The sequence below is a fragment of the Streptomyces cinereoruber genome (assembly GCF_009299385.1).
GTDB lineage: Bacteria > Actinomycetota > Actinomycetes > Streptomycetales > Streptomycetaceae > Streptomyces > Streptomyces bikiniensis.
Window position 1 is genome coordinate 930,109 of record NZ_CP023693.1, and the last position, 20,219, is coordinate 950,327.

At 74.5% G+C, this 20,219-nt stretch carries 10 protein-coding genes; 9 read left to right on the forward strand and 1 reads right to left on the reverse strand.

The genetic code is table 11. The features are described 5' to 3' along the window. Window positions 1-3 precede the first annotated feature (3 nt). The 9 genes from CP977_RS04065 (at window position 4) to CP977_RS04105 (ending at window position 17,575) form a co-directional block, all read left to right on the forward strand. A complete protein-coding gene (locus CP977_RS04065) occupies window positions 4-7,284 on the forward strand; it encodes an amino acid adenylation domain-containing protein (RefSeq protein WP_152371497.1) in 7,281 nt (2,426 codons plus the stop codon). 69 nt (window positions 7,285-7,353) lie between these two features. Further along, the gene (locus CP977_RS04070; protein WP_372460778.1) at window positions 7,354-8,229 is read left to right on the forward strand and encodes a 2,3-dihydro-2,3-dihydroxybenzoate dehydrogenase; all 876 of its coding nucleotides are present in this window, start codon (window positions 7,354-7,356) and stop codon (window positions 8,227-8,229) included. 68 nt (window positions 8,230-8,297) lie between these two features. Then, window positions 8,298-9,569: an isochorismate synthase DhbC gene (dhbC, locus tag CP977_RS04075; protein WP_372460777.1), complete on the forward strand. Its 1,272-nt coding sequence runs from the start codon at window positions 8,298-8,300 to the stop codon at window positions 9,567-9,569. Next, complete coding sequence (locus CP977_RS04080) at window positions 9,566-11,239, forward strand: (2,3-dihydroxybenzoyl)adenylate synthase (protein WP_152369632.1); 1,674 nt, start codon at window positions 9,566-9,568, stop codon at window positions 11,237-11,239. The genes dhbC and CP977_RS04080 overlap by 4 nt, the downstream gene beginning before the upstream one ends. Before the next feature lie 52 nt (window positions 11,240-11,291). After that, window positions 11,292-11,915 carry an isochorismatase family protein gene (locus tag CP977_RS04085; protein WP_062757595.1) on the forward strand — a complete coding sequence of 208 codons (624 nt, stop codon included), beginning with the start codon at window positions 11,292-11,294 and terminating at the stop codon, window positions 11,913-11,915. Between the two features lie 136 nt (window positions 11,916-12,051). Then, window positions 12,052-13,545 carry an MFS transporter gene (locus CP977_RS04090; protein WP_062757598.1) on the forward strand — a complete coding sequence of 498 codons (1,494 nt, stop codon included), beginning with the start codon at window positions 12,052-12,054 and terminating at the stop codon, window positions 13,543-13,545. 106 nt (window positions 13,546-13,651) lie between these two features. Next, window positions 13,652-13,924 carry a GlsB/YeaQ/YmgE family stress response membrane protein gene (locus tag CP977_RS04095; protein ID WP_062757600.1) on the forward strand — a complete coding sequence of 91 codons (273 nt, stop codon included), beginning with the start codon at window positions 13,652-13,654 and terminating at the stop codon, window positions 13,922-13,924. Between the two features lie 443 nt (window positions 13,925-14,367). Then, a complete protein-coding gene (locus tag CP977_RS04100; protein WP_152369633.1) occupies window positions 14,368-16,335 on the forward strand; it encodes a sigma-70 family RNA polymerase sigma factor in 1,968 nt (655 codons plus the stop codon). A gap of 46 nt (window positions 16,336-16,381) precedes the next feature. Beyond that, the gene (locus tag CP977_RS04105; protein WP_062757604.1) at window positions 16,382-17,575 is read left to right on the forward strand and encodes an MFS transporter; all 1,194 of its coding nucleotides are present in this window, start codon (window positions 16,382-16,384) and stop codon (window positions 17,573-17,575) included. A gap of 16 nt (window positions 17,576-17,591) precedes the next feature. Here the strand turns inward: CP977_RS04105 and rph are convergent, their stop codons facing one another. Next, window positions 17,592-20,195 carry a rifamycin-inactivating phosphotransferase gene (rph, locus tag CP977_RS04110; protein WP_152369634.1) on the reverse strand — a complete coding sequence of 868 codons (2,604 nt, stop codon included), beginning with the start codon at window positions 20,193-20,195 and terminating at the stop codon, window positions 17,592-17,594. Window positions 20,196-20,219: the final 24 nt, after the last annotated feature.

Below are 20,219 nucleotides of genomic sequence, written 5' to 3' on the forward strand. Positions count from 1 at the left end.
GACATGCTGCCGCTGTCCCCCCTTCAGCAGGGCATGCTGTTCCACTCCGTCTACGACGACGGGGCCGCCGACGTGTACACCGTGCAGGTGTCGGTGGGGCTCTCGGGCCCGGTCGACGCCGACCGCCTGGAGCGGGCGGCCGCGGCGCTGCTGCGCCGGCACCCGAACCTGCGGGCCGGCTTCTGGCACGAGGGGGTGCCGCAGCCGGTGCAGTTCGTGCCGGCGGAGGTGCCCTTCGCCCTGGAGCGGGTGGACCTGACGGGGGGCGCTTCCGGTGCGTCGGGCCCGTCCGGCGCACCGGGTGCTTCGGGCCCTTCGGGTGCCTCGGTGGAGGACCGGCTCGCCGGGCTGCGCCGGGCCGAGCTGGCCCGCCGCTTCCAGCTGCACCGGCCGCCGCTCCTTCGCCTGGTCCTGGCCCGGGTGGGCGAGGACGACCACCGCCTGGTGATCACGGTCCACCACATCCTGGTCGACGGCTGGTCGATGCCGCTCCTCGTAGGTGACCTGCTCGCCCTGTACGCGGCGGACGGGGACGCCTCCGGGCTGCCGCCGGTGCGCCCGTACCGCGCGTACCTGAAGTGGCTGAAGGAGCAGGACGGTCCGGCGGCCGAGGCCGCCTGGCGCGGGGCGCTCGCCGGGGTCGAGGAGGCGACGCTGGTCGCGGAGCCCGACCCGGCGCGCACCCCGGTCCGGCCGGGCGTGCGGTCCCTGGAGCTGTCGGAGGAGGCCACCGCCCGTCTGACGGCGGCGGCCCGCCGCCTCGGCACCACGCCGAGCACCCTGGTCCAGTGCGCCTGGGGGCTGCTCGTCGGCGGTCTGACGGGCCGCCGGGACGTGCTGTTCGGTCTGACCGTGTCGGGCCGTCCGGACGAGATACCCGGTGTCGAGTCGATGGTCGGCCTGTTCATCACGACCGTGCCGGTGCGGCTGTCGGTCCGCAACGAGGAGACGGTCGAGGGGCTGCTCCGCCGCTTCCGCGACGAGCAGAACGCCCTCCTGGCCCACCACCACCTGGGGCTGCGGCTCATCCGCAAGCAGAGCGACGCGGGCGAGCTGTTCGACACCCTCGTCGTCATCGAGAACTACCCGGTGGACCCGGCGGCGCGCGAGACCGTCGCCGCCGGGGTGCGGGTGACCGGGGTCGAGGCGGAGGACGCCACCCACTACCCGCTGACCCTCGCGGTGTCCCTGGACGCGCGGGCCACGCTGCGCCTGGAGTACCGCCCGGACGTCTTCGACGACCGTCGCGCGGGCCTGATCGCGGACCGGCTCGCCCACGTCCTGGACCGGATCGCGGAGGAGCCCGGCACGGCGGTCGGGGCGCTGCCCCTGCTGCCCGAGGCCGAGTCGGCGCGGGTGCGCGGGAGCTGGCCGGGGACGGTGCGGGACGTGCCGGCGGGCACGGTCGCGGACGTGTTCGCGGAGCGGGCGGCCCGTACCCCCGACGAGGTCGCGGTGGTGTGCGGCGGGGAGTCGCTGACCTTCGCGGAGGTCTCCGCGCGGTCCGCGCGGCTCGCGTCGCTGCTCGCCGCGCGGGGCGTGGGCCCCGAGTCGGTGGTGGCGCTCGCCGTGCCGCGCTCGGCGGAGACGGTGGTGGCGATCCTCGCCGTCCTGCGGGCCGGCGGCGCGTACCTGCCGCTCGACCTGGACTATCCGGCGGAGCGGCTCGGTCTGATGATCGACGACGCGCGTCCGGTGTGCGTGGTGACCACCGCGCGCGGCCTGGGGCTGCTGCCGGAGGCCGGCGACGGGCCCGAGCGGCTGGTCCTGGACGCGCCGGAGACGGCCGCCGCCCTGGCCGCGGCCCCGGCGGAGTTCGCCTCCCCGGCCGTCGCGGACGGGCACCCGGCGTACGTCATCTACACGTCCGGCTCGACCGGGCGCCCCAAGGGCGTCGTGCTGACCCACGGCGGCCTGTCCAACCTGTACGCCAACCACATCGCGGACGTGTTCGGCCCGGTGGTCGAGGCGACCGGCGGCCGGCGCCTGCGGGCCCTGCACACGGCGTCGTTCAGCTTCGACACCTCCTGGGAGCAGCTGTTCTGGCTGGTCGCCGGGCACGAGCTGCACGTCCTGGACGAGGTGGGCCGCAGGGACGCCGAGTTCGTCGTGTCGTACGTGCGGGAGCACCGGATCGAGACGATGGACGTCACCCCGACGTACGCGCTCGGCCTGCTCGACCAGGGGCTCCTGGACCCGGCCGCGCACCGTCCGGCGCTGCTGCTGCTCGGCGGCGAGGCGGTGCCGGAGGCGCTGTGGTCGGCGGTGCGGGCGGCGACCGGCGTGATGTCGGTGAACCTGTACGGCCCGACCGAGTACACGGTGGACGCGCTCGCGGCGGATCTGGCGGCCTCGGCGACGCCGGTGGTGGGCCGGCCGATCGGCAACACGCGCGCGTACCTGCTCGACGCGGCGCTGCAGCCGGTGCCGGCCGGGGCGACCGGCGAGCTGTACCTCGCGGGGCACGGCACGGCGCGCGGCTATCTGGGCCGGTTCGCGCTGACGGCGGAGCGGTTCGTGGCCGACCCGTACGGGCCCCCGGGGTCGCGGATGTACCGCACGGGCGACCTGGCGCGGCTGCGCGCCGACGGGGAGATCGAGTTCCTGGGCCGGGCCGACGACCAGGTGAAGATCCGGGGCTTCCGGATCGAGCCGGGCGAGGTCGAGTCGGCGCTCGCGGCGGTCGACGGGGTCGGCGCGGCGGCCGTGGTGGTCCGCGAGGACACGCCGGGGGTGAAGCGGCTCGTCGGCTACGTGACGGGCACGGCGGACCCGGCGGCGGTCCGCGAGGAGCTGGCGGCGAGCCTGCCGGACCACATGGTCCCGGCGGCGGTCGTGGTCCTGGACGCGCTGCCGTTCACGGTCAACGGCAAGCTGGACCGGGCGGCGCTGCCCGCGCCGGTGTTCGGCGGCTCCGAGGGGTCGCGGGCGCCGAGCGGGGAGCGCGAGGAGGCCCTGTGCCGGGTCTTCACCGAGGTCCTGGGGCTCGCGTCGGTGGGCGTGGACGACGACTTCTTCGCCCTGGGCGGCGACAGCATCGTCTCCATCCGGCTGGTGACCCGGGCCCGCAAGGAGGGCCTGGTCCTGACCCCGCGCGACGTGTTCGAGCGGCGGACGGTCGCGGCGCTGGCGCTCGCGGCCCGGACGCCGGAGGAGAAGGCGGCGGCCACGGCCTCCCCGGACGCGGACGCCCCGCTGGTGGACCTGGACGAGGCCGGGCGGACGGTCCTGGCGGAGGTGTTCCCGGGCGCCGAGGAGGTGCTGCCGCTGGCGCCGCTCCAGGAGGGCCTGTACTTCCACGCGCAGTACGACGACCGGGCGCTCGACGTCTATCTGATGCAGAACTTCGTGGAGCTGCGGCACGCCGTGGACACGGCCGCGCTGCGCTCGGCGTTCGACGCGATGCTGCGCCGCCACCCGAACCTGCGCTCCGCGTTCTGGCACGAGGGCCTGCCGGGCCCGGTGCAGGTGGTGCCCGCCGCGTGGGAGCTGCCGTGGGAGGTCCGCGACCTGACGGGTCTCGACCGGGCCGCGCAGGACGAGGCGCAGCGGGAGTTCTCCCTCGCGGACGCGGCGACCCGGTTCGACCTGTCGGCGCCGCCGCTGATGCGCGTGACGCTGCTGAAGTTCGCCGAGGACCGCTGGATGCTGTGCGTGACGCAGCACCACATCCTCACCGACGGCTGGTCGGAGTCGCTGTTCTTCGAGGAGCTGTTCGCGCTGTACGGGGCGGGCGGGCGCGAGGAGATCCTGCCGCCGGTCACGCCGTACCGGGAGTACCTGCGCTGGCTCGCGGGCACCGACGGGGACGCGGCACGGGCCGCCTGGCGCGACCACCTGTCGGGCCTGGACCAGGCGACCCTGGTGGCGCCGGCCGACCCGACCCGGCAGCCGGTGACGGCCGAGGTGGTGGACATCGCGCTCGGCGCGGAGACCAGCGACCGGCTGCGGTCGTTCGCGCGGGGCTGCGGCGTCACCCTGAACACGGTCCTCTCGGCGGCCTGGGCACTGTCCCTGTCCGGGATGACCGGCCGGGACGACGTGGTGTTCGGCGCGACGGTCTCGGGCCGTCCGGCGGACGTGCCGGGCGTCGACCAGATGATCGGCATGTTCATGAACACGCTGCCGTTCCGGGTGACGCTGCGCCCCTCGGAGACGCTGCGGGACCTGCTCGTCCGGATGCAGGGCGAGCACGCCGACCTGCTGCCCCACCACTACCTGGGGCTCGGCCCGATCCAGCGGGGCACCGGGATCGGTCAGCTCTTCGACACGCTGTACGTGTTCCGGAACACGCCGCTGGACGACGCGGCGCGCGAGGAGGCGGTGGAGCGGCACCAGATCGGCTGGACGCACAGCGTCGACGGCACGCACTATCCGCTGACCCTGGCGGTCACCCCGGAGCGTTCGCTCGAACTGAGCCTGGCGTACCGGCCGGACCTGTACGACCGGGAGGCCGCCGAGCGGCTCGCGGGCCGGCTGCGGCTGCTCGTGGAGCAGTTCGCGGCGGGCGGGGCGACGCCGGTGGGCCGGCTGCGGACCCTGGAGAACGCCGAGCGGGCGGAACTGCTCGCCCTGGGCGACGACACCGGACACGACGTGCCGGACGTGCCGCTGGTGGACCTGTTCGCCCGGCAGGCGGCGCGGACCCCGGAGGCCACGGCGCTGGTCTTCGAGGACGAGCGGCTGACCTACGCGGAGCTCGACGAGCGGGCCAACCGGCTCGCCCGGGCGCTGATCGCGCGCGGAGCCGGTCCGGAGCGGACGGTGGCCCTGGGCCTGCCGCGCTCGGCGGACTTCGTGGTCGCGCTGTTCGCGGTGCTCAAGGCGGGGGCGGCGTACCTGCCGCTGGACCTGGACCACCCGGTGGACCGCCTTGCCGCGATGGTCGAGGACGCGGTGCCGGTCTGCCTGGTCACCGTGGACGCCGTACGGGGCCGGGTCCCGGTCGTGGACGGCGTGCCGCCGCTCGCCCTGGACGACCCGGCGGTCGTCGCCGAACTGGCGGCGCTGCCCGGCGGTCCGGTCGCGGAGGAGGAGCTGACCGGGCCGCGCGACGGGCGCCACCCGGCGTACCTGATCCACACCTCGGGTTCGACCGGCCGCCCCAAGGGCGTGGTCGTGCCGGGCTCGGGTCTGGTCAACATGCTGCTCAACCACCGGGAGCGGATCTTCGACCCGGCGGTGAAGCTGGCGGGCGGGCGCCGGATGCGGGTCGCGCACACGGTGTCGTTCGCGTTCGACATGTCGTGGGAGGAGTTCTTCTGGCTGGTCGACGGGCACGAGGTGCACGTCATCGGCGAGGAGCTGCGGCTCGACCCGGCGGCCCTGACGGCGCACTACGACCGGGTCGGCATCGACGTCGTCAACGTCACCCCGTCGTACGGGCAGCAGCTGGTCGACGCGGGCCTGCTCGACGCGGACCGGCACCGCCCGGCGCTCGTGCTGCTCGGTGGCGAGGCCGTGCCGGACTCCCTCTGGACGCTCCTGGAGGAGACCGAGGGCACGATGGGCTACAACCTGTACGGGCCCACCGAATACACGATCAACGCGCTGGGCGCCGACGTGGAGGAGAGTGTGTCGTCCTGCGTGGGCCGGCCCATCCACAACACCCGCGCCTATGTGCTCGACAGCGCGCTGCGGCCGGTGCCGCGCGGGGTGCCGGGCGAGCTGTACCTGGCGGGCGCGGGCCTGGCCCGGGGCTACTTCGCGCGTCCGGCGCTGACGGCTGAGCGGTTCGTGGCCGACCCGTTCGGGGAGCCGGGCACGCTGATGTACCGCACGGGCGACCTGGTGCGCTGGCGCGAGGACGGGCAGATCGACTACCTGGGCCGGGCCGACCACCAGGTGAAGGTCCGCGGCTTCCGGATCGAGCTGGGCGAGATCGAGTCGGCGCTCGCCGCCGCTCCCGGGGTGGCCGCCGCCGCGGTGGTCGTGCACACCGGGGCGAACGGCGTGAAGCGGCTCGTGGCGTACACCGTGCCCGCCTCGGAGGCGGTCCGCACCGACCCGGAGGCGGAGGCGGCGGAGCTGCGCGCCCTGCTGTCGGCGACGCTGCCGGAGTTCATGGTGCCGTCGGCGTTCGTCGAACTGGCGGCGCTGCCGGTGACGGTGAACGGCAAGGTGGACCGGGCGGCGCTGCCCGCCCCGGTGTTCGCGGACGCGGGCGGCGGCCGGCCGCCGAAGGACGCCCGCGAGGAGCTGCTCTGCGGGATCTTCGCGGACGTGCTCGGTCTGGATCGGGTCGGCGTGGAGGACAACTTCTTCGAGCTGGGCGGGCATTCGCTGCTCGCGATGCGGCTCGTGGGGCGCATCCGCGACGAGCTGGGCGTGCCGGTGCAGGTGGGCACGGTGATGTCGGCGCCGACGGTCGCGGACGTGGCGGCCCGGATCGGGTCGGACTCGCGCCGGGACGCGCTGCGGGTGCTGCTGCCGTTGCGCGAACGGGGCACGAAGGCGCCGCTGTTCTGCTTCCACCCGGCGTCCGGGTTCAGCTGGCAGTACACGGGCCTGCTGCGCCACCTGGACGCGGACCGGCCGCTGTACGGCGTGCAGTCGCCCGGTCTGGCCGGGGCGCTGCCGGAGGCGGCCGACGTGGCGGAGCTGGCCGAGCTGTACCTGGCGGCGATCCGGGAGGTGCAGCCGGAGGGCCCGTACCACTTCGCGGGCTACTCCTTCGGCGGGACGGTGGCGCACACCCTGGCGTCGATGCTCCGGGAGCGGGGCGAGGAGGTCGCCTTCCTGGCGCTGCTCGACGCCTATCCGCCGGAGCGGGACGACTGGTCGTACCTGGACGGGCCGGACTGGCGCGAGCGCCTGGAGCGGGAAGAGAACGGCTTCCTGCTCTCGGTGGCGGGCCTGGGCGCGGAGGAGTCCGGGCGCGGCGGGGTGACGCGGGAGGAGGCCGTCGCGGCGATCCGGGACAGCCAGGGCCTGCTCGCCGGGTTCGACGAGGAGCTGCTGCGGGCGATCGTGGACACCAACGTGCACTGCGTGCGGCTGCTCTCGCGCAGTACGACCCGTCACTTCGACGGCGACGTGCTGTTCTTCACGGCCTCGCGCACGACCGCGCCGGAGGACGCGCCGGGCACGGTGTGGCCGGCGTACGTGTCGGGGCGGCTCACCGAGCACGTCCTCGACCGGGGTCACGACGAGCTGATGGCCCCCGAGGCGCTGGCGGAGATCGGCCCGCTCCTGGACGGGGCGCTGCGCGCCGTCGCGGAGAAGCGGCCGGTTTCCGTGCGGGCGGGGGCGGTTCGGCGGGTTCCGGAGCCCGAGCGCCTTTGAACGCCCCTCGGGAACCGATGGGCAACCAGTCAAACTTAGGCTAGGCTTACCTAAGTACGAGGAGAGATCGTGACGGATATCAACGGACCGGGCAGACCCGGACCGGACGGAAGCGGGCCGGACGGCCACGTGCCGAACGGCACCGGTCCGAACGGCGAGTTCGCGGGCCGCGTGGCGCTGGTCACCGGCGCCGCCCAGGGCATAGGAGAGGCGGTGGTGCGCGCCCTCTCCGCGCGCGGGGCCGCCGTCGCGGCGACCGACCTCTCGGAGCGGGAGCTCGGGCAGAGCGTCGCCCGGCTGGCCGAGGAGGCCGGCGCGGACCCGGCCGCCGGGCCGGTCGTCCCGTACCGGCTCGACGTCACCGCGCCCGACGACGTGGCCGAGACCGTGGAGCGCGTCTCGCGCGAACTCGGCCCCGTGGACATCCTGGTGAACGTCGCCGGGATGCTGCGGACCGGCCCGGCCGTCGAGACGACGGACCGCGACTGGGCGGACGTGTTCGCGGTCAACACGACCGGGGTCTTCCACCTGTCCCGCGCCGTCGTCGCCGGCATGGCCGCCCGGGGCTCCGGCTCCGTGGTGACCGTCGCCTCCAACGCCGCCGGGATACCCCGCGCGGACATGAGCGTGTACGCCGCCTCCAAGGCGGCCGCCGTGGCCTTCACCAAGTGTCTGGGCCTGGAGGTGGCCGCCCGGGGCGTGCGCTGCAACGCCGTCTGTCCCGGTTCCACCGACACGCCGATGCAACGCTCCCTGTGGGACGGCGACTCCGTCCCCGACAGCGTCCTCGACGGCGATCTCGCCACCCACCGCACCGGCATCCCCCTGCGCCGCATCGCCCGGCCGGAGGACGTCGCGGAGGCGGTCGTCTTCCTCGCCTCCGACCGGGCCCGCCACATCACCATGCAGGACCTGTACGTCGACGGCGGCGCCACCCTGCGCTGACGGCCCGCGCGGCGCGGCCCCCGGGGCCCGAGCCGCCCACCCACCTCACCGAACCAAGGAGCCCACCCGTGTCGACGGTCCCCCAGGTCGCCGCGCACCCGCCCGCGTCCGCCCCCATACCCGCGCCCTCCCCCGCACCCCCGGCCGCTCCGGCCCCCGCGCCCGTCCGCGCCGCCACCCCCACGTCCTCGGCCGTCGGCGCCGCCACCGGGCTGCTCGACGCCTTCCGCGCCGGCGACCGCTTCCTCGCCACGCCCACCCGGACCCTGCTCGCCCACGGCGTCCTGAGCGAGGTCCCGCACGGCACCGACCCGATCGCCGAGCGGGTGGCCGACGCCCTCGCCGAGGCCCGCGCCGGACGCCACGCCGCCCCCGTCGTGATGGGCGCCGTCCCCTTCGACCAGGACGCTCCGGCCGCGCTCGTCGTGCCCGAGACGGTCCGCACCGGACCGGCCCTCGCCTCCGACCCGCTCGTCGCGCTGCCCGCCGACGCGCCCCGCGCCGGCGACTGGACGGTCCGCCCCCACCCGGAGCCGGAGGAGTACGCCAAGGGCGTCGCCGCCGCCGTCGACCGCATGTGGAACGGCGAGTTCAGCAAGGTGGTGCTCGCCCGCACCCTGGAGGTCACCGGACCCGACGAGCTGGACATCGCCGCCATGGTCCGCCGGCTCGCCCGCCGCGACCCCTGCGGCTACACCTTCGCGCTGCCCACCCACCCCGGCCGCACCCTGCTCGGGGCCAGCCCCGAACTCCTGGTCTCCCGGCGCGGCGACCGACTGGTCTCCAACCCGCTGGCCGGCTCCACCCCCCGCAGCGACGACCTCGCCGAGGACGTGCGCCGCGCCGCGGCCCTCCTGGAGTCCGCCAAGGACCTGCACGAGCACGCCGTCGTCGTCGACGCCGTGCACCAGGCGATGGCCCCGTACTGCTCCGCCATCGACGTCCCCACCCGGCCGTCGCTGATCCGCACCGCCGCCATGTGGCACCTGTCCACCACGGTCACCGGCACCCTCGCCCACCCCGAGGTGTCGGCCCTGGAGATCGCCTCCTCGCTCCACCCCACCCCGGCGGTCTGCGGCACCCCGACGCCGCTGGCCCGCGAGGTCATCCGGGAGACCGAGCCCTTCGACCGCGGCTTCTTCACCGGCATCGTCGGCTGGGGCGACGCGGACGGCAACGGCGAATGGGTCGTCACCATCCGCTGCGCCGAGGCCGAGGAGCGCACCCTGCGCCTGTACGCGGGGGCCGGCGTCGTCGCCGCGTCCGTGCCGGAGGACGAGTCCGCCGAGACCGCCGCGAAGTTCCGCACCTTCCTGCACGCCGTGGGAGCCGAGCTGTGACCGCGCCGACCCGTCCCGCGTCCCTCGGGGAGCCGTCCGGGGACGTCCCGTACACCACCCCCACCTGGCCGGCGGAGTTCGCCGAGCGGTACCGGGCGGCCGGCTGGTGGGAGGGCGTCACCTTCGGGACGATGCTCCGCACCCGGGCCGGGGCCCACCCCGACCGCGTCGCCGTCGTCGACCGCGCGGGCCCCGGCGGCGCCCGGCGCGCCTGGACCTACGCCGAGCTCGACCTGCGCGCCGACCGGCTCGCGGCCGGCCTCGCGGCCCGCGGGATCGGCGCCGGCGACAGGGTCGTCGTCCAACTGCCCAACGTCGCCGAGTTCCTCGAAGTGGTCTTCGCGCTCTTCCGCCTCGGCGCGCTCCCCGTCTTCGCGCTGCCCGCGCACCGCGAGTCGGAGATCTCCTACTTCTGCTCCTTCACCGGGGCCGTCGCCTACGTGATCCCCGACGTCCACGGCGGCTTCGACCACCGCGCCCTGGCGACCACGGTCCTCGCCCGCTCCCCCGAGCTGCGGCACGTGTTCGTCGTCGGCGAGGACGCCGGGCCCTTCGAGGCCCTGGCCGACGTCCCGGCCGAGCCGGTCGGGCTGCCCGACCGCGACCCCTCGGAGACGGCGTTCCTCCAGCTCTCCGGCGGCAGCACCGGCGTGCCCAAGCTGATCCCCCGGACGCACGACGACTACGTCTACTCGCTGCGCGGCTCCGCCGAGATCTGCGCGCTCGACGAGGACAGCGTCTACCTGTGCGTGCTGCCCGCCGCCCACAACTTCCCGCTCTCCTCGCCCGGTTCGCTGGGCACCCTGTACGCGGGCGGACGGGTCGTCATGTGCCCGCAGCCGGCCCCGGACGTGGCGTTCCCACTGATCCGGGACGAGGGCGTGACCATCACCGGTCTCGTGCCGCCGCTCGCGCTCGTCTGGATCGACGCCGCCCCCGGCTCCGCGTACGACCTCTCCACCCTGGACGTGCTCCTGGTCGGCGGCGCCAGGCTCGCCGACGAGGTGGCCCGCCGGGTCCGGCCCGCCCTGGGCTGCACCCTCCAGCAGGTCTTCGGGATGGCCGAGGGCCTGGTCTGCTACACCCGCCTGGACGACGACCCGGAGACGGTCGTCACCACCCAGGGCCGCCCCATCTCCCCGGACGACGAGATCCGGGTCGTGGACGACGAGGACGAGGACCTGCCGGTCGGCGCCACCGGGCACCTGCTGACCCGGGGCCCGTACACGATCCGCGGGTACTGGAACGCGCCGGAGCACAACGCCCGGGCGTTCACCGAGGACGGCTTCTACCGGACCGGCGACCTCGTCCGGCTCACCCCGAGCGGCCACCTGGTGGTCGAGGGGCGCGCCAAGGACCAGATCAACCGGGGCGGCGAGAAGATCGCGGCCGAGGAGGTCGAGAACCACCTCCTGGCCCACCCGTCGGTGCACGACGCCAACGTGGTGGCCGAGCCCGACCCGTACCTCGGCGAGCGCAGCTGCGCGTACGTGATCCGCCGCCCGGGGACGGAGGAGGTCGAGGCGCCGGCCCTCAAGCGCTTCGTGCGGGAGCGCGGGCTCGCCGCCTACAAGGTCCCCGACCGGATCGTCTTCGCCGACGCCTTCCCGACGACGGGCGTCGGGAAGATCTCCAAGAAGGACCTCCGCGCCGGCAGCGCGAGCGCCTGACATCCCCTCACCACCCCGCCCCCGCCGTCCCGCCCCTCCGAAACGGACCGTCATGAGCCTCCCCGCCGTCCCGCCCTATCCGATGCCCCGCCCCGGCGACCTGCCGGCCAACCGGGTGGACTGGACCGTCGACCCGGACCGCGCCGTGCTCCTCGTGCACGACCTCCAGAACCACTTCCTGACCCCGTTCGACGACGGCGCCGAGCCGCTCACCGCACTGCTCGCCAACCTGAACCGGCTCCGCGAGGAGGCCGCGCGGCTCGGCGTGCCCGTCGTCTACACCGCCCAGCCCGGCGGCCAGACGCCCGAGCAGCGCGGCCTCCAGCAGGACTTCTGGGGTCCCGGCGTCCCGGACGACCCGCACGCCGTGGCGATCGCGGACGCCGTCGCACCCGAGCCCGGCGACATCCGCCTCACCAAGTGGAAGTACAGCGCCTTCGTCCGCACCGACCTCCTGGAGCTGCTGCGCGAGCAGGGCCGCGACCAGCTCGTGGTCACCGGCGTGTACGCGCACATCGGGGTCCTGATGACGGCCTGCGACGCGTGGATGAGCGACATCCAGGCCTTCGTCGTCGCGGACGCCGTGGCCGACTTCTCCGAGCGCGAGCACCGGATGGCCCTGGAGTGGGCGGCGGGCCGCTGCGCCGTCGTCACCACGACCGAACGGGTGTTCTGACCCGTCGCGTTCCGCGAGGAGGCCCCGCACCTCTCCGTCACCGCCCGCTCGCGCTGCGTCGCCCTCCCGCATGGAACTTCCGGTTCCGGGAACTCGGGGGAGGGGAATGCGGGGGGCACGCGACGGAGAGAGAACCATGGCTTCTGAAGTGTCACGGCCCCCCGCACCGGGGCCCGGGGAATCGACGGTCACCACCGCCGTACCGGCCCGCCTCGACCGCCTGCCGTGGTCGCGGTGGCACTGGATGATCGTGATCGGCCTCGGCACCGTCTGGATCCTGGACGGCCTGGAGGTCACGATCGTCGGCAACGTCGCCGGCCGCATCGCCGAGGACGGCAGCGGCCTCGACATCACCGCCGCGCAGATCACCGGCGTCGCCGCCGCCCTGTACGTGGCGGGCGCCTGCTCCGGCGCGCTGTTCTTCGGCTGGCTGACCGACCGCTACGGCCGCAAACGCCTCTTCATGGTGACGCTGGTCGTCTACCTGGCGGCGACCGCGATGACGGCCCTGTCGTTCGAGTCCTGGTGGTTCTTCCTCTTCCGGTTCCTCACCGGCTTCGGCATCGGCGGCGAGTACGCGGCCATCAACTCCGCCATCGACGAGCTGATCCCCTCGCACTACCGCGGCCGGGTCGACCTCATCATCAACGGAAGCTACTGGCTGGGCGCGATCGGCGGCTCGCTGCTGTCCATCGTGATGCTGGACACCGACATCTTCCCGAAGGACCTCGGCTGGCGGCTCAGCTTCGCCCTCGGCGTCGTCCTCGGGCTGGTCATCCTGCTGGTGCGCCGACACGTCCCGGAGAGTCCGCGATGGCAGTTCATCCACGGCCGCGGCGAGGAGGCGGAGGAGCTCGTCGGCTCCGTGGAGAAGGAGATCGAGGAGGAGAAGGGCGTCCGGCTGCCCCCGCCGGACCGCGAGATCACCATCCACCAGCGCAAGAGCATCGGCTTCGGCCTGATCGCCAAGACGGTGTTCCACACCTATCCGCGCCGGGCGGTCCTCGGGCTCTCCCTCTTCATCGGGCAGGCGTTCCTGTACAACGCCATCACCTTCGGCTTCGGCACCATCCTGATCACGTTCTTCGACGTGCCCACGGGCAGCACCGGCTACTACTTCGCCGTGATCGCCGCGGGCAACTTCATGGGGCCGCTGCTGCTCGGCAAGCTCTTCGACACGGTCGGCCGCCGGATCATGATCTCGTCGACGTACCTGCTCTCGGGCATCCTCCTGTTCGGCACCGCCTGGCTCTTCGACCGCGGCTCGCTGAGCGCCACCACGCTGACCGCCTGCTGGTGCGTGGTGCTGTTCTTCGCGTCGGCGGGCGCCTCCAGCGCGTACCTGACCGTCTCCGAGATCTTCCCCATGGAGACCCGGGCGATGGCCATCGCCTTCTTCTACGCCCTCGGCACGGCGGCCGGCGGCATCAGCGGACCGCTGATCTTCGCCGAGCTCACCGAGTCCGGCGTCGTCGGTGACACGGTCCTCGCCTTCCAGATCGGCGCCGGACTGATGTGCGCGGCCGGGCTCGTCGCCGCCTTCCTGGCGGTGAACGCCGAGCGCCGCTCCCTGGAGGACATCGCGGAACCCCTGTCGACGGCACGGTCCGCCTCTCCCGCGGACAGGTGATGGCGCCGGGGGACGTTTGGATCCGCCGATTCCGCGTATGCGCTCCATATAAGCGTTCTATAAGCGCGGAACGGATCGAACAGCACACGCGAAGGAGACGGAAACCATGGGAATCATCGCCTGGATCATCATCGGACTGCTGGCGGGCCTCATTGCGAAGGCCCTCACCCCGGGTCGCGACCCGGGCGGGTTCATCATCACCACGCTGCTCGGCATCGCGGGCGGCCTCCTCGGCGGCTGGCTCGGCAAGGTGATCTTCGGGGTCGACTCCGTCGACGGCTTCTTCGAGCTGTCGACCTGGATCGCGGCCATCGTGGGTTCGGTGATCCTGCTCCTGCTCTACCGCCTCTTCACCGGCGGTTCGCGACGCCACGCGTAAGGACGTGAGGCCTGCTCATCCGGCCCCACCGACGATCCGCACACGGATCCGCGCACCCCGCGCACACGGCCCGCCACCGGGCCCCGCGCACGGCCCCGCCCTCGATCACGACGAGGACGGGGCCGCCGCACGTCCGGCGACCGACGGCCCGCTCCCCCGGCCCGTCCGCTACCGTGGGGCCCGCTCCACGCCCGGGCCCACCCCGTCCGGGCGCTCCGTCCCGCGCGCCGAGGAGGTCCGCGTGTCCCCCGTCCCTCCCGTCCGCGCGTGCGCGGACCGCGGCGCTCCACTACCGCCCCGAAGGACCGCCGGACGTGCCGGCCGACCCCCGCTTCCCGGATCTTCTCCGGAAAGCCGGGGGATTTCTGTTATCGGCCCGGCGCCCGGCGGTCTCCCATGTGTTGGCCCCCGAGGACGACCGGAACAGGCAGGGTGATTCGAGCATGAGTACACAGCAGCTCACGGAGCTGGTCAGGGCCGCGCAGAGCGGGGATCCGCAGGCGCAGGACCGGCTCCTCACCCACCACCTGCCGCTGGTCTACAACATCGTGGGCCGGGCCATGAACGGCCACCACGACGTGGACGACGTCGTGCAGGAGACGATGCTCCGGGCGCTCGGCGGGCTCGGCGGACTGCGCGCCCCGGACAGCTTCCGGTCCTGGCTGGTGGCCATCGCGATGAACGTCGTCCGCGCCCACTGGCACCGGCAGCAGACCGGGCTCGCCACGGGCGGCCTCGACGACGCCCGCGACCTGCCCCAGCCGGGCGCCGACTTCGTCGGCCTGACGGTGGTTCGCCTGAACCTGTCCGGGCAGCGGCGCGAGACCGCCGAGGCGACCCGCTGGCTGGAGCCGGACGACCGGGCCCTGCTGTCCCTGTGGTGGCTGGAGTGCACGGGCGACCTGACCCGTTACGAGGTGGCCTCGGCCCTCCAGCTCTCCCCGGAGCACACGGCGGTGCGCGTCCAGCGCATGAAGGCGCAGCTGGACGCCGCCCGGGTCGTCGTCCGGGCCCTTACGGAGAACCCGCCCTGCCCCGACCTGCGGTACGAGCTGGGCGGCTGGGACGGGCGCCCCTCCGGGCTCTGGCGCAAGCGAATAGCCAGGCACGCCCGCGCGTGCGTGTACTGCGCCGGCCTGTCCCACGGCCTCTACCCGGCCGAGGGCCTGCTCGCGGGGCTGCTGCTCGTCCCCCCGGCCGGACTGCTGCTCGCCTCCTTCCGCGAGCGGGCGGGCCTCGACCTCGCCACCGCGACCACCCCCGCGTACGGGACGGGCGCGTACGAACCGAACGCGTACGAGCCGGCCGGAGCCTCCGGATACGGGCACGAGTACGGGCACGAGCACGGTTACGGGTACGAGTCGCCCGACACATCGGGCATGTCCGGCTACGCGCAGGAGCCGGCGGCCACGACCGGGTACGCGTACGAGCCGGTGGAGGCGACCGGGTACGTGCAGGAGCCGGCGGAGTACGTGCACGAGCCGGCCGCGTACGCGTACGAGCCGGCCGGGGCGACCGGGTACGAGGCGGCGGGAACGCCCAGCGCGAGCCCCTCCCCCGTCGTCGGCGCCCGCAGCGCCCGCAACGCGCGGCGCCGCAGGCGGCAGGAGCAGCAGCGCGGGCGCCGCCGCGTGGCCATCGCCGCGGGCATGGCGGTGGCCGCCGTCACCGGCGGGGCCTTCACCCTGGTCGACGGCCCCGACGAGGACGAGCTGACGGCCCTGGACGCGCCGCGCGCCTCCACCGTGGACCTCACGGTCTCCGCGTCGGGCCCGGCCTCCTCCCCCACGGCGGCCACCGCCTCGGCCTCCGTCACCCCGACGGCCACGCCGTCGGGCACGCCCCGGCCCAGCAGAACCGTCTCCGCGAAGCCCTCGGCCAAGCCCACGGCGTCGGCCCCCACCGCCGCGCCGACCACCGCCGCGCGGCCGACCGCGGACCGGCCGACCCGCACGCCCACGCAGGCGCCCGCCACCAAGACGCCGACGACCCCGAGCAGCCCCACGGCCACGAAGCAGGACTCCGGTCACACCTCCGTCGAGGAGCAGGTGATCGCCCTGGTCAACGCCGAGCGGGCCAAGGAGGGCTGCGGTCCCGTCACCGGGAACTCCCTCCTGGCGCGGGCCGCCCAGGGCCACTCCGACGACATGGCCGCGCGGGACTTCTTCGACCACACCAACCCGGACGGCGCCGATCCCGGCGCGCGCGTCACGGCCACCGGGTACGGCTGGTCCACCTACGGCGAGAACATCGCGATGGGCCAGCGGACGGCGGAGCAGGTGATGGAGGCCTGGATGAACAGCCCCGGCCACCGCGCGAACATACTGAACTGCTCGTTCAAGGAGCTGGGCGTCGGCCTGCACACGGGCGACGGCGGCCCCTACTGGACCCAGGTCTTCGGCGCGCGCTGACCCGGGTTCCCGCGCCGGGTCCCGCACCGGGGTTACGGTCGGCGGCATGGCTGGTGATCGTCAAGGGTGGCTCCGGTGTCTGCTCGGCGGGGCCGTGTTCGTCGTGGGAATGGCCGGCACCACGCTGCCGACCCCGCTGTACCCGCTGTACCAGGCGGAGTTCGGGTTCTCCGAGCTGATCGTGACCGTGGTGTACGCCGTGTACGCCTTCGGGGTCATCGGGGTGCTGCTCCTGGCGGGCGACGCCTCGGACACGGTCGGCAGGCGCCCGGCGCTGCTGTGGGGCCTCGGGTTCGCGGTGGCGAGCGCCGTCTGCTTCCTGTGCGCCGACGGCCTGGGCTGGCTGTACGCGGGCCGGCTGCTCTCGGGCCTGTCGGCGGGCCTCTTCACGGGCGCCGCCACCGCGTACGTCATGGACCTGGCCCCGCCGGGCGGCGCGTCCCGGGCGACGCTCGTGGCCACGGCCGCCAACATGGGCGGCCTCGGCTGCGGCCCCCTGCTCGCCGGGCTGCTCGCGGAGTACGCCCCCGAGCCGCTGCTGCTCCCGTTCGCCGTGCACCTCGCCCTGGCGCTGCTCTCGGCCGTCGTCGTCCTGCGACTGCCGGAGACCGTGCGGGAGCGCCGTCCCCTGTCCGCCGTACGGCCCCGGTGGCCCGCCCTGCCCGCGCCGGTCCGGCCGGTGTTCGTGCCGGCGGCGCTCGCCTCCTTCGTGGGCTTCGCCCTGTTCGGGGTCTTCACCTCGGTCAGCCCCGCCTTCCTCGCCCGCTTCCTGCACGTGGACAACCACGCCGTGACGGGCCTGGTCGTGGCCCTCGCCTTCTTCTCCTCGACCGCCGGGCAGTTCGCCGTCGGCCGCGTCGGGGTGCCCCGGTCCCTGCCCCTGGGCTGCGCCGTGCTCTTCGCCGGTCTGGCCCTCCTGGCGGGCGCGCTCGCCACCGACCTGCTCGCGCTGGTCGTCCTGGCCGCCGTCGTCGGCGGCACCGGGCAGGGCCTGACCTTCCGCGCGGCCCTGTCCGCCGTCGCCGGGGCCGCGCCGGAGGACCGGCGCGCGGCGGTGATCTCGACCCTGTTCCTGGTCGCGTACACGGGGATCTCGCTCCCCGTGATCGGCGTCGGCCTGCTGACCGGCCCGCTCGGTCTGGAGCGGGCCGGTCTGGTGTTCACCGGCTGCATGCTGCTGCTCGTCGCCTGCGCGGGCGCCTATCTGCTCCGGCGGCCGGTGCGGACGGGGGCGCGGTAGGAGGGACGGCGGGGCCTCACGACAGGAGCTCGACGTATCCGTCGGTCCCGTGCACGCGGATCCGCCGCCCGTCCTCGATCAGCCGGGTGGCCCCGGCCACGCCCACGACGGCCGGCAGGCCGTACTCCCGGGCGATCACCGCGCCGTGGGTCATCAGGCCGCCCACCTCCGTGACCAGGCCGGCGATGCCGACGAACACGGGCGACCAGCTGGGGTCGGTGAAGGCCGTGACCAGGATGTCGCCCGCTTCGAGGTCGGCGTCCTCCATGTCGAGGACGACGCGGGCCCTGCCCTCGACGGTGCCGGCGGAGACCGGCAGGCCGGCGAGGGCGCCGTCCGGGACGTCGTCCCGCCGGTAGGCCCCGTCGAGGGCCTCGCCGTCCGAGGTCAGCACCCGGGGAGGGGTGAGCGCACAGTACGCCCGGAACTCCTCCTCGCGCCGCCGGACGAGCCCCTCCTCCACCCGCCCCGTGCGCACGGCCTCGTGGAACTCCTGGAAGGTGAGGAAGAAGACGTCCTCCGCCTCGGCGAGCACACCGGCCCGCACGAGCCGCCCGGCCTCCTCCATCAGGGCCCGCTTGTAGACGGCGTACCGGCTGACGATGCCGTACTTCGGGTACTCGCGGTATCCGGCGAAGGTCCGGACCCGGTCGATCATCCGCTTGGTCTCGGCGGCCTTCCGCTCCCCGTCGGGCAGGGCCCGCAGACGGGTCAGGACGTCCCGCTCCTTCTCCCGCGCCTCCTCCAGACCCTTCCGGAAGCGCCGCTCGGCGGCGCCCGGTCCGAAGTTCCTGACGTTGTCGAGGATCGCGGGCACGAGCGCGGCGGGGCGCTCGCGCCAGCGCGGCCGCGTGATGTCGATCTCGCCGACGCAGCGCATGCCGTACCGGTCGAGGTAGGCCTCGACGGCGTCGCGCGCCCCGGCCCCGCCCGGGAGCTTGGCCAGCCCGTCCGGGAAGTCGTCGTCCTCGACGCGCTCCAGGAACGCCACCACCTCCGGGTGGGGGCGGATCGCGTCGGCGACGTCGAGCAGGGCGAGGCCCATCTCCGACGTGACGTTGCCGGGGGCGGAGAGCGTGAGCGCGTCGGCCGCGTTCTTCTCGCCCAGCCATGCGAGGAGTTTGTCGTTGAGCCACCAGGTGGCCTCCATGCCCGCCATGAGCGCCCGGAAGCTCAGCGGGTCGGCGAGGACCCGCCTGTGCTCCTCGAAGGCTTCGAGGAGGAAGTCGAACAGCTCCGGCCCGCTCCTGGTCCGGACGTCGCGCTCCAGGGCGGCGACGGACGCCCGGCTGCGCTCGACCAGTGCGGTGACGATCGCCGGGTCGGCGTCGATCGGGGCGGGCGCGGCACCGGGTACGGGTGCGGGTCCGGCGGGGGCCTCGTCCGGGAGCGACGGGACGAGGTCGCCGCGGTCGAGGACGGTCTCCAGGGCGTCCCTGATCAGCGGGTCGCCCTTCCCGACGGCGTCCAGGAGGGCGGCGCGGCTCGCGGGCGAGGCCAGGCGCCGGGTGACGTCCACGAACAGCCGCCCGCCGGCCTCGTGCATCGGCACCATGGCGGTCAGCTGCCACATGGAGTACCCCAGGGGCTTCATGGCGTCGGTCATCATCTGCTGGTGGCCGACCGAGACGTAGACGTGGGGGTCCGTGTCGTCGGCCTCGGGCACGGGGAACAGCGTGGTGATCGGCCGGCTCTGGACGATCCGGAAGTCGTCGTCCACCAGGCACCACTCGATGTCCTGCGGGCGGCCGAAGTGCGCCTCGATCCGCCGGCCGAGCCGCACGAGCCGCACGACCTGCTCGTGCGTCAGCGCCGGGCGCTCCCGCCGCCGCGCGTCGACCTCCTCCTCCCGCGTGCCGCCGCCGGGCAGGGGCCGGAGGGCGCGCGGTTTGACGGCGATCGTCTCGGCGACGACCCGGTCGTCCCGCACGGTGAAGACGTCCGGGTCCACCAGGCCGGAGACCAGGGCCTCGCCGAGTCCGAGGCCGGCGTCCACCGTGGCGGTCCTCCGGTCGCCCGTGACGGGGTCGGCCGTGAAGAGGACGCCGGCCGCGTCGGGGAGGGCCATCCGCTGGACGACCACGGCCATGCGGACCGCGCGGTGGTCGATGCCGTGGTGGCGGCGGTAGGCGACGGCCCGCTCGGTGAACAGCGAGGCCCAGCACCGGCCGACGTGCCGGAGGACCTCCGCAGGTCCCACGACGTTCAGGTAGCTGTCCTGCTGGCCGGCGAAGGAGGCCGTCGGCAGGTCCTCCGCCGTGGCGCTGGAGCGGACGGCGTAGGCGTCGTGCGCGCCGGACCGGGCGAGCGCGCCCGTGATCGCCTCCGCGACGTCGTCCGGGACGGCGACCGCCTCGACGGCCCGGCAGATCTCCGCACTGAGCGTACGGAGCCCTTCCCGGTCGTCCGGGCCCAGGCGGGACAGCCGGTCGAGCAGGCCGTCGAGCAGCGGCGCCCGCTCCACGACCCGCCGGAAGGCGTCCGTCGTCACGCAGAAACCGGCCGGCACGCGGACGCCGTCGATCCGTGACAGCGCGCCCAGGTGCGCGCCCTTGCCGCCGGCGAGCGCGACCTGCGTCTCGTCGATCTCCTGAAGGTCCCGTACGTACCGCGCGTGCATCGCGCTCCTCTTTTCCGCAGGTCG